The following is a 15483-nucleotide window of genomic DNA, read 5'->3' as shown; positions in this document are numbered from 1 at the left end:
CCAATGCCGCTCCTTTTTATACTGTTTCTTCTTTTTTATAGCCAACTGTCCACGTTAAAACAAAAGCCGTTGCAAATGCAATAAGATTTGTCACAATATATAGTGGCAATTGATTATTCAAATACAGCAAAGTTCCAGGAATTCCAGTCAAGCCAAGACCTGTTGCTTTCAATTGGAAAATCGAAGCAAAGAATCCCCCAACTCCTCCTCCAATCATTGACATGATGAATGGCTTACCAAGCCGCAAGGTTACACCAAATACAGCTGGTTCAGTAATTCCAAGAGCTGCTGATAAGGCTGAAGGATAGGCAACTTGTTTCATTTTAGTAGAAACTGTTTTCATGCCAACTGCTAGTACTGCTCCTGCTTGTGCCACATTCCCACATGTTCCAATAGGATTCAGTAAATTCCATCCATCACGTGCCAACATATTGATTTCCAGTAAGCTGAGGATATGATGAATCCCTAAAATTCCCAGTAATTGTCCAAAACTTCCATAGATTAAACCACCAATACCAAAAGGTAGGGTTAGAAGAAATTCAACTGTATTTAGCACATAAATTTCTACGCTATGAAAAATAGGTCCAATAATAACTATCCCAAGAATTAATCCGGTCAAAAGAGTGAGGAATGGCCGCAAAATTAAATCCAATGAGTCTGGAATAATCTTTTTAAATCCTTTTTCAATCTTTGTTGCAGCAATAGCTGTCACAAAGGCTGGTAAAACTGAGCCTTGGTATCCAACTACTTTCAAGAAGTCAAAGAAAACCATTGGTTCTGCATCACCTGAAGCAACTGAATAAGCATTTGGTAAAACTGGATTGACTAACATCAAACCAAGTACAATTCCTAAAATAGGAGTTCCACCAAAGATGATGAAGGTTGACCAAGCAACTAAGGCAGGCAAAAAGGCAAAAGCAGTATCTGTCAAAATCTGGGTAAATTGAATCAATTCGACGGGTACATCTTTATTTGTCATACCAAAAAAGGACAAAATAGTATCCTGAGTCAAAAGACCTCGTACCCCCATGAATAAACCTGTTGCAACAAGAACTGGAATAATCGGAACAAATACATCTCCAAAAATTCGAATAGCTCGTTTAAACGTCCATTTTTCTGTCTCTAGCAATTCATCCTCGACTTTTCCCGCTTGCCTTTGACCAATTAACGGCATAAACTCTTCATAAACCTTATCTACCAAACCTGTTCCTAATATAATTTGATACTGTCCTGAATTATAAAAACTTCCCTTAACCTTATCCAAGTCCTCAATAGCCTTTACATTGACTAAGTCTTGATGTTTTGTGATGATTCGTAGTCTCGTAGCACAATGTTGAGCAGATTTCACATTGTCTACTCCACCGACATAGTGTAAAATTTCTTTTGCTAATGTCTTATTATCCATGTTTTTCCTTCTCCATTTTATAGCAATGTATTGTTATATCATTCGAAGATTTGAAATGATAATTTTTTTTAGGATCACTATTAAAATAGCGCAAACTCATCACTTTCTCTCCTTGATTGATAAAAATTTCTAGTGCTGATTGATCAATAAATAGTTGCATCGTCCGTAAATTTTCTAAGAAAATTGTTTTTTCTTGTACTGAATCATTTACCCAACTCTTACGACTAAGGGTCAGTTGCTGATTGTCATAGGATAGCCAAACAGTTTGATGACCAATCTCTACTTTTAATCCATCCATCGATTTTTCTGAAGTTAACTCAAGAATGTCCATACCCGAGGTAGCTACTATTTCATACTCTGAACTTGTAATCATTTCTACTAACCTTCGATGATGCATATATTCTTCTAAAGGTAGTTGATATAGCTGCTGATTGACAAGCTTTAACTCTCTCGGCATCGTTAAGCAATGCAAATAACCATCTTTCTGAGTTGGGCAAGTTAATTCCTCTTCTTGCGTCATCCTACTCATCCAAGCCCACATCAACTGTCGTCCCCTAGGATCTCGGAACACCTGTGGCGAATAGAAATCAAATCCCTCATCCATTTTTTGAATATCCGTATGAGGAAAAAATTCTCCATTTTTTACGCTTCCGATGTAATAGCCTGCATAACTAGAAAGATCTGTATCTTGTTCTAAATCTCGTTTCTGTGGACAAACTAATAGAATTTGACTTGATTCCATATCAGCTATATTGGGGCATTCTGCCATTTGATCTAAGTCATCTGATTGAAAGAAAATACCTTGATATTGCCAGCTTTCACTATCTTTTGATTGATAATAAGCAATGCAACCTCTTCCTTTCTTATCTTGTGCTCCGACAATCATATGGAACTTCCCTTCTGCTTGCCAAACATAGGGATCACGATGGTGTTCTGTAAAATGAGAAGGGGTTAGAGTCGCAATATGGCCTTTGACAAATGTCTTCCCGTTATCTGAAATGGCTTGTAGCTGCACCGATTTTCTCTGTCCCTTTTCTTTGCTATTTCCTGTATAAAATACTCTTAATTCTTGGTTTACAATAATGGCAGAGCCTGAATAGACACCTGAACTATCTTCCCTTCTGTCAGGTAAAATCGCACTTCCTTCGTGTGTCCATTCTAATAAGTCTGTTGAAGTGAACAGCCCCCATTCTTTGTAAGAATGATTTGTCTCAAAGCGGTTCCATTGGTGGAAAACATAGTATTTTCCTTGATAAAAGGCAAGCCCATTAGGGTCATTTAACAAGCCTTTACCAGGCTCCAAATGAAATACATTCCGATATTGATTTTCCAAAGATTCCTCCCTTTTATTTCAAAGCGTTTTCAACTAGTTGTTGCTTATTATTTTAACGGATAACAGATTGGAATTCTATGGAAATTTTATACAAGAATATGGAAAAATCTCATATAAACTAGACTATTTTTGATTTTTCGTTATACTAAAATGTATGGAACATTATTTAAGACAATATACAGATAGATTTACCGATTTCAATAATAAACATATTTCAGACCTCATTTTGTATAGTAGCGGCATTGAATACTGTCGCCCTAATCATTCCTACAGTTTACGAAGCCGTGACTATCACGTCATACTCTTTGTTAAAGAGGGCAAGGGAACTTTTGAAATTGAAGAGAAGCACTACATTATCCAGCAAAACCAACTCTTTATCATTCCTGCCGGCTACTGGTTTCGCTATACTGCTGATACAGACAATCCATGGAAATATTCCTGGATAGGATTTTTAGGAATCAAGTCTAATTTTATCTACCAAGCATCGAAACAACATCAGTTTGTCTTTGATTGCAAAAATGCGGAAGATTATGAAGCCCTCATCAATCAAATGCTTGATGTCTCTGAGAATACTTTCAGCTCCTTTTTAAAAATCAATGGCTTCATGTATACTTTACTAGGAAAATTAGTCGAAGAAATTGGAATTCTGGATCAAGTTTCTGAACAGCAAGTCTCAACTCTTGCACGACACTACATGGATTTACATTACCATGAAATTGTTCAAATTGCAGATGTAGCTGACTTCATAGGAATCCATCCCAATTATCTGGCTCATCTCTTTAAAAAAGAAACAGGAATTTCTCCCAAGCAATATCTTTCTACACTCAGAATAAAAAAAGCCAAAGAATTGCTCATCGAGACATCGTATCCCATCAATACGATTGCACATTCCGTTGGTTTTTCGGATGCTCTCTCCTTCTCAAAATTCTTTAAAAAAGAAACCGCAATCGCACCAACCACCTATCGAAAGGAATACAAACATGACGTTATCCATCACATTTGATTCTACTACGAACTACTTCCACCTGACCAATCAATCAATCAGCTACATCATTGAACTACTGGACAATCGTTACCTCATTCATCGCTATTGGGGAAAATCCGTTAGGAACTATTCCGGAGCCAACCGACTTCCCAGCTACAAAAAAACCTTTGCTAGTTTCCAATCCTTGGAGCAAGATAATCAATCTTTTGAATTTCTTCCCCAGGAATGTCCTCTATCTTTTATGGGAGATTATAAAGAAGCGGGATTAAAACTCCGTTTAGCTGACCAATCCGAAACGCTTCGACCTATCTTTCATTCCTATAACATTTTTAACGGAGTTCCAAATCTACCAGATTTACCTCATGCAAGAGCAAGCATTGATGAAGCAAAAACACTTGTCTTAACATTAATCGATTCAACTTCACGGGTACAACTAGACCTTTTCTACTCTATTTTTAAAGATAATAATACCATCATCCGTTCTAGCAAACTGACAAATCTATCTAGCGATGAGATTGAAATTCAACACTTTGCTAGTGCCACAATCGATACTCTCTATCAAGGTCAACAACTCACTAGCTTCTATGGTTCTCATCAGAAAGAGTTCCAATTGCAACATACTTCAATTACTCATGGACAATTTCGAATTGGAAGCAGTCGAGGAGCTAGTGGCCCACAATATCCACCATTTATCGCAATCTCTGATTTAGCACATGAATGTTATGGAGAAGTGCGGGCACTGACTTTAATTTATAGCGGTAATCACACTGAATTGATTGAAAGAGACCAGTACGATCAATTACGACTTCAAATTGGATTAAATCCAGAGATGTTTTCTTGGAAACTTGGTCCAAAAGAATGTTTTTCAACACCTCAAGCCGTTCTTGTATACAGTGATGCTGGATTTAACGGTATGTCACATCAATTCCATCATTTTACTCGCCATCATTTACTCCCGTCTCAGTTCAAAAACGAAATAGCTCCTATTTTGATCAATAGTTGGGAGATGACCTACTTTGATGTCAATGAAGAACAAATGTTACAGGTCATTGAACAAGCACATCAGCTTGGCTTTGAAGCTGTTGTGCTAGATGACGGCTGGTTTATTGGACGTAACTCTAGCAAAACTTCACTCGGAGATTGGCATGTTGATCCAATAAAATTCCCAAACGATCTCACACCTCTGGTAAATTCCTGCCAACAGAAAGGTATGAAATTTGGTATTTGGTTTGAACCTGAAATGATTTCTGCACAGAGCCAATTATGTAAAGAAAAACCCGAATGGATTGTTAAATCACCTTATTTCCCAGCCTACTATGGCCGAAATCAATATGTCCTTGATTTAACACAAAAAGAGGTACAAGACTGGCTCATTCAAACATTGAGCACGTTTATCGAGACCTATCATGTTGATTATATTAAATGGGACATGAACCGACATTTGGTTGAAAATGAAAGTCAACTTGCTCACTTCCTACCAAAAGAGTTTTCTCATCGTTATATGCTTGGTTTATACCGTGTATTAAATTACCTTACACAACAATTTCCTAACTTGCTCTTTGAAAATTGTTCCAGTGGTGGCGGACGGCTAGACTTTGGGATGTTGTATTATTTCCCACAAACTTGGCTTAGCGATAACACCGACGGACTCGATCGTCAAGCTATTCAATATGGAGCTAGTTATCTCTTTCATCCCTATCAGTTAACTGGCCACGTCTCAGCAGTCCCAAATCATCAAACCAACCGCACTACACCATTACAAACACGCATGGATTTAGCAGATTCGACCAATATGGGTTATGAACTCAATATCTTGCAAACCTCACTAGAGGATAATCACGTCATTGCACACCATATTAACCGATACAAATCATTACGTCAGCTGATCCAAACCAGTCGATTTTACCGTTTACTGTCTCCTTTTGATCATAATGCGACTGCTTGGCTATTTGAAAGCGAAGAGAAAGAAAACTACTACCTCGTCGCATTTCGAAATACTTACTCTGTATCTCAAACAGGATATTTATTACGAATTCCATACCTAGACGACAATGCATATTACATCACCTCCGATGGACAATCTTACACCGGTAGTGACTTAAAAAATGCCGGACTCTTTATATCATTTGAAAAAGGTGATTATCAGTCCTATACTCTTTATCTAAAAAAGAAAACGAGAAAACCACTAAGCAAGACCACTATCTAGGACTGAGCATTCTCAGACAAAAAATTAAGATTTCCTGTCTAGAAAAGATTTTCTCATCTGAAAAAGTGAAACTTAGAACATTGTCAGAAAATTTTTAGAAAAAATAACAGACTCTAAACACAGGAAAGGATATTTCAATGAAAAATGTCAGACTTGAAAGCTAGGAAAGGAAAAATCACTGTTTTTTGACGTCTCCTATTAAGAACTCTGACACCATGCAAAAAGTGAGACCAACTGTACTTTAAAAGCGACAGTTGGTCTCACTTTTTTATAGCTTGAATTTACAATATAAGTGCACAATAAAAACTCATAAGATTTTCGTAAAAAGAGCTAAAATCAACTTCTTCCGTCACGTAACTTATTGTACTCTAGTTCTACCTATGATTTCATTTCCTAATTAGATTTTGTTTTTTTAGAGAGTATTATTTCAATAGAAAATGATAAAAAGGTCCAGCGGACCTTTTTATTTCGCAATAGGGTAAACAGATACTTGTTTTTTATCGCGTCCTTTACGTTCAAAACGTACTACGCCTTCAACTTTAGCGTAAAGTGTGTCATCTCCTCCACGACCTACGTTAGCTCCTGGATAGATTTTTGTACCACGTTGGCGGTAAAGAATTGATCCACCTGATACAGTTTGACCGTCAGCCGCTTTAGCTCCAAGACGTTTTGCTTGAGAGTCACGACCGTTTGACGTTGAACCTCCACCTTTTTTGTGGGCGAATAGTTGCAAGTTAGCAAGATTCAAGTTTAACATAATGTTAGTCCTCCAATATTCTGTGATGAGTGTTGTTGCGCCAGGCTAAAATTAAGCGTTGATAGCGTTGATAACAACTTTTGTGTAAGGTTGACGATGACCTTGTTTACGGTGGCTACCTTTTTTAGGTTTGTATTTGAAAGTAACAACTTTCTTTTGTTTTCCTTGTTTTTCAACAGTTCCAACAACAGTAGCACCTGCTACAAGTGGGGTTCCGACAACAGTCTTTTCACCACCAACAAGAACAACTTCGTTAAATGTAACGTCTTGACCAGCTTCAACGTTCAATTTTTCAACGTAGATTGCTTGACCAACTTCAACTTTAACTTGTTTTCCGCCAGTTTTAATGATTGCGTATGTGCTCATTATGCACCTCCTATGATACTTTGGGACTTACCCCGGATTTTTTGTGAAGACTCGCCTAGCATCGTGGGACGAACCTCTTAAACGATGATCGAGCGGTTGCACAGGCTGTGCATAGTCAACATTTTCATTCTATCATTCTTAAAGGGATTTGACAAGTATTTTCGCTCAATAAATACAATTTTATTCTGTGGGTAATTTCCCAAAGTAAGTTCCACTTTCGTTTTCGAAGCGGAAGTTAGTCTAAAACGGATTTTTATGGTGGAATTAAGTCTGAGACGTTTGGGTTAGAAATGAGCTCTTACGATGACAAAATACAAACACCTTACCCTCTCAGACCGCAATGATATCCAGCTAGGATTAGAAAGAGGAGAATCCTTCAAAAACATCGCACAATTCATCCTTAAAGATCCTACTACTGTTTCCAAAGAAGTCAAACGTAATAGACAGATCAGAACATCTACTAGTGATGGGCTTCCTTGTCCTCTCCTTGATAAAGCTCCTTTTGTCTGTAACGCTTGCCCTAAGAGAAGACAAAATTGTGGCTATAAAAAATATTCTACTTCGCCAAACAAGCTCAAAAACAATACGAACAAACTCTCGTTGAGGCTCGTGAAGGAACACCTCTCGATTCTCAAACCTTCTGGGACATGGATAAAATCATTTCAGATGGGGTGAGAAAGGGACAACACATCTATCACATCCTTAAAACTCATAACCTTGATGTCAGCTCCTCAACCGTCTATCGACACATCCGTAAAGGATATCTTTCTATCGCTCCTATTGATCTCGCTAGGGCCGTAAAATTCAAAGAAAGACGCAAATCGACTCTACCTTCTATCCCTAAAGAAGCGAAAAAAGGACGGTCTTATGAGGACTTCCAAAAGTATTTGACCCATAACCAACTAACTTCTTGGTTAGAAATGGACACGGTTATAGGACGTATTGGTGGAAAACTGCTCCTCACTTTCAATGTCTCTTTCTGTAACTTTATCTTCGCTAGACTTCTGGACAATAAAACTGCCCCTGAAGTCGCTAAGCACCTCTACGAGATCAAGAAGGCCTTCTTTCAAGCAGGGAAAGATTTCCATGAGTTATTCCCTGTTATCCTAACTGACAATGGTGGGGAATTCGCTAGAGTCGATGATATTGAAATGGACGTGAGAGGAGAGGTAAACCTCTTCTTCTGTGATCCTAACCGGTCTGACCAGAAAGCAAGAATCGAGAAGAAGCATACCCTCATTCGAGATATTCTCCCTAAAGGAACGAGCTTTGATACCTTAACTCAGGACGATATCAACCTGGTCTGTTCGCATGTCAATAGCGTGAAACGTGCTGCTTTGAATGGAAAGTCAGCTTATGAACTTTTTACGTTTACCTATGACGAAGAACTGGCTAAGCTTCTCGGTATTTCCTTAATTCCCGCTGAAGACGTCTGCCAGTCTCCTAAAGTATTGCAACATAAATCCTAAAAACGAACCGAATAAAATCCACTCAAACGTCTCACACTAACTTCCACCATAGCGGAACTTAATCTGAAACGCTTTCAGATGAGGGGTTTTTGTGCGCTCTTTTTTTCAACTACCATTCGCCTAAAAAAACCATAAATCAACAATTATAAAAACCAGTGGAACTTACTCTGACATGGATTTCCACTGGTTTTTAACGTTTTTATCAGACTAACTGCCACTTTAAGAGGCTATGGAAGTTAGTTTGAGAATTTAGCTTTTATTCTGTGCGTAATTTCCCAAAAGTTCTAAAATGAAGTTAGTTTGGGGATTTGGCGATTTCTTCTGTAAATTACGGGAAACATACACCTAACTCCCTCATCTCACTGTCTTTTACCTCAGTTATGTGACAACTCATTTTTTATAGTTCAAACTCTTCACTTTCTTGTTTGTGGGGTAGAAATAGAGAGAGGGTAATCCCTGTAATAGCTGGCAGTAACCAAGCTAGAGACTGAGCTCCTAGAGGAAGATTCGTAAAGAAAATACTGATGCTTGTCCAACCCATTTTTCCAGCGAGGACTTCAAGAAGGGACATAAACAGTACAATCCCTACTGTCAAGCGCATTCCGTGTATGGAAAGCGGAAAGAATTTATTGGCAATAATAATCAAGACAATGCAAATCGTGATTGGATATAAGACCAATAATACTGGTATAGAGTAGGCAATAATCTTCGTTAAGCCAAGATTTGCAATAGCGAATCCTATCAACGTAAAGACTGTTGCATACACTTTGTAAGAAAGTTGTGGGAAGCGTTCTGCAAAAAATTCACCTGTAGATACAATCAATCCTACTGTCGTTGTAAAGCAGGTCACTGTCACCATCAAGGCTAGGAAAATTTGAGCTGCTGGCCCAAAAATATGTTGTGTCGCTTGTGACAAAATATAGACGCCTTTATTAGCATCTGAAGCCATAACATCTGCCGGTACTGGGAAATGATTTCCAAGATAAGCAAGGCCGATATATAAGATACTAAATGCCAGTGCCACTAAAATACCAACAATCCAAATCGTTGTCATATACTCTTTTTTGCTAGATAGCCCAAATTGCTTCAATGTATTGACCGCAATAACACTAAAAGCAACTGAAGCCAAAGCGTCCAACGTATTATATCCCTCAATAAATCCTGTTCCAAATGCTTTTCCAGCTGTATAAGCCTCACTGGCTGGCAAAGGAGCGTTAGCGCCATATTTAAAGATACCCATCACCACTAAGATAATAATCAACAAAGCAAAAACAGGGGTTAAGATCCGCCCAATGCTATCTAAAATCTTTGACGGACGTAAAGCGATAGCGTAGGCAGCTAGGAAATACAATAGCGTAAAGATCAAGAGTGCTAAAGTATTTCCACCATTGCTCAACAAGGGAGCAATTCCCATGTCAAATGAGGTTGCTGCTGTCCGAGGGATGGCAAAGAAGGGGCCAATCGCCAAATAAAGCGCTACGAGATACACCGTCGCAAATAGCGGAGAGATTTTCCGTGAAATCTCATAGACGTAGCCTTTGGGATTTAAGGTTCCGATAATCAATGTTAAAACCGCAATCCCTACTCCCGATACAACAAATCCTGCTACCGCAGGCCAAAACTGATCGCCTGATAAGGCTCCCAAAGAGGGCGGAAAAATGAGGTTTGCCGCACCAAAAAATATTCCAAACAGGAGCAATCCTGTTAATGCACCTTTTTTCATAAAACTCCTTTATCTCATTTCAAGTTTATTTTATTTCTCCTACAACAAATCGCTAATCAAGTCATCGACTTCATCTTTTTCTGCCTGAGGGGTAATTTCTGTCACCATAATCCCACGAACAGCCCGCTCTACTAGTCCTTCAACATCCAAACGGTTCTCGTACTGCTCTACATTTTTAATCTTAGGATTGGTCTTTGGACGGTCTGGAGCGAAAATGGTACAGCAATCTTCAAAAGGCTGAATGGAAATCTCAAAGGTATCGATTTTCTCCGCAATATCAATGATTTCTAGCTTGTCCATAGTCACAACAGGACGGATGACAGGGCTATTGGTCACAGCATTAATGGCCTGCATACTTTCCAAGGTCTGACTAGCCACTTGTCCTAGGCTTTCCCCATTGATAATCACAAGACCACCACGTTCTTCTCGAATTCGATCGGTAATCCGCATCATGAAACGACGTGTCAAGGTCATGAGATAAGCTTCAGGCGCTTTTGCCTTAATTTCTTCTTGAATTTCTGTAAATGGAACCTCGATAAATTGGATATTCCCACCAAACTTGGTCAATTTCCGTGTCAAATCTTGTGCTTTTTTGAGCGCACCTGGACTGGTATAAGGAGGACTGGCAAAATGCACTGCTTCAATATCCACACCACGTTTAAGAGCTAAATAACCAGCTACTGGCGAATCGATTCCTCCAGACAGCATGAGCATGCCCTTGCCAGATGTTCCGACAGGCAAGCCCCCTGCTCCACGAATGGTTTCATAGGAAATATAGGCTGCTTCTGAACGAATCTCCACTCGCAACTCAATATCTGGAGCTTTCATTTTGACTTGAACATGGGGAATCGCATCAAAAACGGCATTTCCCAAGGTTTGATTGAGTTCACGGCTATCCAGTTCAAAGCCATGGTCGCTCCGCTTGCTAGAGACCTTAAACGTCATTCCTTCTTGGTAGATGTCCATCATAATTTCTTGCACCGCAGCAATCAAGGCTGGAACAGATTTTTCAATCTTATAAGACGGCGAAAAATTTTGAATTCCAAAAATCTGTTTGAGGCTTTCTGCGACTGGCTTGTAGTCGGTTCCATGGAGATAAACATGGGCCCGATCGCGATCTGCCATGACCTTGACTGCTGGATAGATGGATAAGACATCCTGAATATTATTTCTGAGTTTATTGATAAACCGCATCCGATTTTTGCCTTTGGTAGACAATTCTCCGTAGCGAATCATAATTTCTGAATACTGCATAGTTTCTCTTTCTATCTTACTTTTTTCGTTTGTTCATAAATGATTTTAAAGGTCGTCAGTACCTGCTCTATTTGGCTCATATCATTTTCTAAATCCAAACTCATGCGAACGGCTGTTGTAGCAAGCTGAGATTGAACCCCCATGGATAAGAGCGTTCCAGCGGGTTTTCCTGCCTTAGATGAGCAAGCTGAGGTCGTTGAAACATAGATACCATACTCCTCAAAAGCATGAACTAAGACCTCCCCCCGAACCCCTTTGAGACCAAAGGTCAGAATATGCGGGGCAAACTGGTCTTGACCGGAGAAAATTCGAATATCTTCATAGGCGGATAATCCTTGGAGCAACACTTGCTTCATCTGACTAGTTTTGTGGGTAAACTCTTCCTGCCGCTCCATTGCTAGTCGAAGAGCTTTAGCTGTTGCTGCAATCCCTGCTAGATTTTCAGTTGTGGAACGCTTGTCTGTTTCCTGCCCACCACCTGCTAGCAGAGGGGTAATTTTCTTTCCATTTTTAATGTAAGCAAAGCCGACACCTCGAAGACCATGAAATTTATGGCTGGAAAAAGTGGCAAAATCAACACGCTCCGTTAAATAAGTAGCCACCGGAATCTTAGCCAAGGCCTGTACGGCATCTACATGAAAGGAAATCGTTGGCTTATCTTTGAGTAAATCTGAAATAGCCTGAACGGGCTGAATCGAGCCAATCTCATTATTGACTGCCATGACGGAGACCAAGATTGTATCTGGACGTAATAAGGTTGCCAATTTCTCCACATCGACAAAACCTTGCTGATTAACGGGAGCAAAATCCACTTCATATCCTTGTGTTTTCAGCCAAAGTGCAGATTCCTTGACCGCAGGATGTTCAATATCAGACACAATGATATGTCTGCCAAACTGCCTCTTTTCAAAGGCAACCCCCTTGATGACCCAATTATCCCCTTCTGTCCCACCAGAAGTAAAAAAAATTTCCTGTGGCAGAACACCTATAAGGTCTGCAATTTGCTTCCTAGAAGCCTGTAAAATTCGGCTTGCCTGGCTCCCCAACTGATGTAAACTGGATGGGTTCCCCCAAATTTTTGAAGCAACTTCTGTATAGGTTGCAAGAGCCTCAGGATAAGGACGCGTGGTCGCCGCATTATCTAAATAAATCATCATCTATCCTCATTTCATCTATTTTCTCATTATACCAAATTTTAGCGCCTGATAGACAGAAAAAAACTGTAAACCAGGACAAACGCATGAAAAATTGCACCTATCCTGATTTTTGATAAGTACAATTTTTTTACCCATTTCATAACTTTTTTGAAAAAATAGTAACTTTTCTCTCGTTAACCACTTAATTGTCCTATCGTTTTTTCTGAATACTAACACCATCAATTAAAAAATGATTTCTGAAAACGATACTTTCTTTATGCCTTTGTCGTGACTGTAAACACAGAGAGAATGGGAAGAAACTCATCTTTCTGCCCGTATCACATTATAAAATCTGAGCTAATGCGTCTATATCTTCCTGAGTGGTTGACCAGCTGGTTGCTAAGCGAATAACGCTATAGGTAGCATCATATTTTTCCCAAAATCCATAGCAGACTCCAGCTTTTTCTAATTTTTCTAATTCCGAATCTGTCAATAATAAAAATTGCTGGTTGGTGGGAGATTTAAGATAGAAGCGATAGCTTTTTTCTTCCAATATTCCAATCAACTGCTCAGCCATGGTAATGGCATGACTTCCTAATTGCAGATAGAGATCCTCGGTAAACAAACGATCAAACTGAATACCTATCAAACGGCCCTTTGCTAGGAGTGCACCATGTTGTTTGACAATCGTTGTAAAATGTTTGGGCTGATTAGACTTGGTAAAGACAACGGCCTCTCCCATAAGCGCCCCCATTTTCGTACCACCGATAGAAAAGACGTCTGTCAATTCCGCAATCGTTGGCAAATCAAGGTCTGTCGAACGTGCTGCTAATCCATAGCCCAAACGTGCACCATCTAAGAAGAGTGGAATTTGATAGTCCTTACAGACTGTAGCCAAATCTGACAGTTCTTTTTTGCTGTAAAGAGTTCCATATTCTGTTGGATGAGAAATATAAACCATTCCTGGAAAGACCATGTGCTCGTGATTGGCATCCGCATAAAAAGTCTCTAAGAGTTGGCGGACAGCACTTGCTTGAATTTTTCCATCCTGATGAGGCAGTGTCAGTACCTTATGACCTGAAAATTCAATTGCACCAGCCTCATGCACAGAAATGTGACCAGTGTCTGCTGCAATCACCCCCTCATAAGAAGCTAGAAGAGCATCAATAACCACTTGATTGGTCTGGGTACCGCCTGTTAAAAAAGTAATCTCAGCCTGAGGACACATTGTTTCCTGACGAATTTTCTCGCTTGCTCGACGACTATACTCATCTGTACCATAGCCCGATAAGCCCAAATCATTCGTTGCAATAAGAGCCTCCAATAGTGCAGGATGCGCTCCCTTATTATAATCATTTTCAAAATGTAGCATCGTTTCTCCTTACTTACCTATAAATCATTTGTTTCGCACCTACGGAACGAAACGGACTGAAAGTCACATAATGAGAAAAAAGCCTTTGAAATCAAGGCTTTTCATCTTATGTAATCCGTCCTGAGGGAATCGAACCCCCATCTCAAGAACCGGAATCTTACGTGATATCCATTACACTAAGGACGGCAAGCGAAAGACTTGCACAAGGCAAGTCTTCGATTACAATTCAATGTCACCGAAAAGATCAGCCATTGAGAATCCAGTTTGAGTTTCTGGGAGTTCAAAATCACGTCTTTCTTGACGTTTTGGACGACGTGGACGTGATTCACGTTTTTCAGCTTTCTCTTCACCTTCAGCTTGAGCTGGACGCTCTTCCAAAGCTTTGATAGAAAGGGATACACGCTCATCCGCAGCATTTACTTCAAGAACCTTAACAGTCACGTCTTGACCAACTGTAAGTGCATCTTTTGGATTTTCAACACGTTTGTGTGAAATTTGTGAGATGTGTACAAGTCCATCAATTCCTGGTAATACCTCTACGAAAGCACCGAAGTCAGTTAAACGTTTTACTTTACCTTCGATAACGTCACCAGTAGCTAATTTTTGCTCAACGCCATCCCATGGTCCAGGTGTTGTAGCTTTCAATGAAAGGGATACACGACCTTCTTCTTCGTCAATCGCAAGAACTTTTACTTCAACTTCTTCACCAACAGTTACAACTGATTTAGGTGATACATTGCGCTCATGTGACAACTCAGTCAAGTGAACAAGTCCGTCTACACCACCAAGGTCGATGAAAGCACCGAAGCTTGTGATACGAGCAACTTTACCTGTTACGTTTTCACCAACAGTCAATTTGCTAAATACTTCTTGACGAGCTGCTGCAGCCACTTCTTCTACTACATCACGGCGTGACAAGATGAAACGGTTCTCTGCAGGATCAACTTCTTTGATTTTCGCATCAAATTCTTGACCAACAAAACGCTCAGTATTACGAGTGAAACGACTATCAATCATTGAAGCTGGAATGAAGCCACGTAGACCTTCAAACTCTACTGACAATCCACCTTTTACCGCACGAGTTACTTTAACAGTAACAACTTCATCTTCACGTCCAACAAGTTTGTCCCATGCTTTGCGTGCTTCCAAACGCTTTTTCGATACAAGATAGGTAACAGTGTCTGTATCTTTACCAACAACTTGGCGAAGAACAAGTAATTCAAGTGTTTCACCAACTTTAACCAGTTCGTTGATGTCAGCTTCACGGTCGTTTGTCAACTCACGAAGAGTTAGGACACCTTCAACACCAGTTCCAGAAATAGCTACATTCGCTTGACCAGCATCTACTGTCAATACTTCTGCAGTTACCACATCACCAGGTGCAACTTCACTTACACTGTTCAACAAATCTTCAAATTCGTTCATTATAAAAAAACCTCCGACAATCAAGTCTCCCGACTCAACATAAAATATATTT

Annotated in this window: 11 protein-coding genes, 1 tRNA gene, 1 pseudogene and 1 other annotated feature; of the genes and pseudogenes, 3 read left to right on the top strand and 10 right to left on the bottom strand. The window is 39.6% G+C overall.

The features are described 5' to 3' along the window. Positions 1-16 precede the first annotated feature (16 nt). Positions 17-1405 (bottom strand): PTS transporter subunit EIIC, encoded by a 1389-nt coding sequence (locus A4H00_RS08685; protein WP_067089629.1) that lies wholly within the window; start codon positions 1403-1405, stop codon positions 17-19. Further along, positions 1398-2738: a glycoside hydrolase family 32 protein gene (locus tag A4H00_RS08680; protein ID WP_082815627.1), complete on the bottom strand. Its 1341-nt coding sequence runs from the start codon at positions 2736-2738 to the stop codon at positions 1398-1400. The genes A4H00_RS08685 and A4H00_RS08680 overlap by 8 nt, the downstream gene beginning before the upstream one ends. A 154-nt stretch (positions 2739-2892) precedes the next feature. Here A4H00_RS08680 and A4H00_RS08675 point away from each other — a divergent pair, with 154 nt between their 5' ends. After that, on the top strand, positions 2893-3741 hold the full coding sequence (locus tag A4H00_RS08675) for an AraC family transcriptional regulator (protein ID WP_067089626.1): 849 nt from the start codon (positions 2893-2895) through the stop codon (positions 3739-3741). Beyond that, positions 3719-5929 carry an alpha-galactosidase gene (locus tag A4H00_RS08670; RefSeq protein ID WP_067089621.1) on the top strand — a complete coding sequence of 737 codons (2211 nt, stop codon included), beginning with the start codon at positions 3719-3721 and terminating at the stop codon, positions 5927-5929. Before A4H00_RS08675 ends, A4H00_RS08670 begins: the two co-directional genes overlap by 23 nt. A gap of 463 nt (positions 5930-6392) precedes the next feature. On the opposite strand, the gene rpmA is transcribed toward A4H00_RS08670, so the two are convergent. Both rpmA and rplU read right to left on the bottom strand, forming a co-directional pair. After that, a complete protein-coding gene (rpmA, locus tag A4H00_RS08665) occupies positions 6393-6686 on the bottom strand; it encodes a 50S ribosomal protein L27 (protein WP_067089616.1) in 294 nt (97 codons plus the stop codon). A 51-nt stretch (positions 6687-6737) separates the two neighbouring features. Then, positions 6738-7052 carry a 50S ribosomal protein L21 gene (rplU, locus tag A4H00_RS08660; protein WP_008808969.1) on the bottom strand — a complete coding sequence of 105 codons (315 nt, stop codon included), beginning with the start codon at positions 7050-7052 and terminating at the stop codon, positions 6738-6740. A gap of 37 nt (positions 7053-7089) precedes the next feature. Further along, positions 7090-7160: a sequence feature (ribosomal protein L21 leader region), on the bottom strand. A 195-nt stretch (positions 7161-7355) separates the two neighbouring features. On the opposite strand from rplU, the pseudogene A4H00_RS08655 reads away from it, so the two are divergent. Beyond that, a pseudogene (locus tag A4H00_RS08655) lies at positions 7356-8521 on the top strand (IS30 family transposase). A 397-nt stretch (positions 8522-8918) separates the two neighbouring features. On the opposite strand, the gene brnQ reads toward A4H00_RS08655, so the two are convergent. The 6 genes from brnQ to rpsA form a co-directional block, all read right to left on the bottom strand. Then, a complete protein-coding gene (gene brnQ / locus A4H00_RS08650) occupies positions 8919-10244 on the bottom strand; it encodes a branched-chain amino acid transport system II carrier protein (RefSeq protein WP_067089612.1) in 1326 nt (441 codons plus the stop codon). A 39-nt stretch (positions 10245-10283) separates the two neighbouring features. Next, positions 10284-11498 carry a tRNA uracil 4-sulfurtransferase ThiI gene (gene thiI, locus A4H00_RS08645; RefSeq protein WP_067089607.1) on the bottom strand — a complete coding sequence of 405 codons (1215 nt, stop codon included), beginning with the start codon at positions 11496-11498 and terminating at the stop codon, positions 10284-10286. An 11-nt stretch (positions 11499-11509) separates the two neighbouring features. Next, positions 11510-12652 carry a cysteine desulfurase family protein gene (locus A4H00_RS08640; RefSeq protein ID WP_067091588.1) on the bottom strand — a complete coding sequence of 381 codons (1143 nt, stop codon included), beginning with the start codon at positions 12650-12652 and terminating at the stop codon, positions 11510-11512. A gap of 325 nt (positions 12653-12977) precedes the next feature. After that, a complete protein-coding gene (locus A4H00_RS08630) occupies positions 12978-14006 on the bottom strand; it encodes a threonine aldolase family protein (protein WP_067089600.1) in 1029 nt (342 codons plus the stop codon). A gap of 114 nt (positions 14007-14120) precedes the next feature. Next, positions 14121-14192 (bottom strand) — tRNA-Arg (locus A4H00_RS08625). A gap of 33 nt (positions 14193-14225) precedes the next feature. After that, complete coding sequence (gene rpsA, locus A4H00_RS08620; protein ID WP_067089595.1) at positions 14226-15431, bottom strand: 30S ribosomal protein S1; 1206 nt, start codon at positions 15429-15431, stop codon at positions 14226-14228. Positions 15432-15483: the final 52 nt, after the last annotated feature.

This window comes from Streptococcus marmotae, from assembly GCF_001623565.1.
Taxonomy (GTDB): Bacteria; Bacillota; Bacilli; order Lactobacillales; family Streptococcaceae; genus Streptococcus; species Streptococcus marmotae.
Note: the sequence above shows the minus strand (reverse complement) of the source record. Positions and strands in the feature narration are given on the sequence as shown.

Coding starts and splice junctions, on each gene's coding strand:
- A4H00_RS08685 (WP_067089629.1), bottom strand. CDS start 1,405: ATGGATAATAAGACATTAGCAAAAGAAATTTTACACTATGTCGGTGGA.
- A4H00_RS08675 (WP_067089626.1), top strand. CDS start 2,893: ATGGAACATTATTTAAGACAATATACAGATAGATTTACCGATTTCAAT.
- A4H00_RS08670 (WP_067089621.1), top strand. CDS start 3,719: ATGACGTTATCCATCACATTTGATTCTACTACGAACTACTTCCACCTG.
- rpmA (WP_067089616.1), bottom strand. CDS start 6,686: ATGTTAAACTTGAATCTTGCTAACTTGCAACTATTCGCCCACAAAAAA.
- rplU (WP_008808969.1), bottom strand. CDS start 7,052: ATGAGCACATACGCAATCATTAAAACTGGCGGAAAACAAGTTAAAGTT.
- brnQ (WP_067089612.1), bottom strand. CDS start 10,244: ATGAAAAAAGGTGCATTAACAGGATTGCTCCTGTTTGGAATATTTTTT.
- thiI (WP_067089607.1), bottom strand. CDS start 11,498: ATGCAGTATTCAGAAATTATGATTCGCTACGGAGAATTGTCTACCAAA.
- A4H00_RS08640 (WP_067091588.1), bottom strand. CDS start 12,652: ATGATTTATTTAGATAATGCGGCGACCACGCGTCCTTATCCTGAGGCT.
- A4H00_RS08630 (WP_067089600.1), bottom strand. CDS start 14,006: ATGCTACATTTTGAAAATGATTATAATAAGGGAGCGCATCCTGCACTA.
- rpsA (WP_067089595.1), bottom strand. CDS start 15,431: ATGAACGAATTTGAAGATTTGTTGAACAGTGTAAGTGAAGTTGCACCT.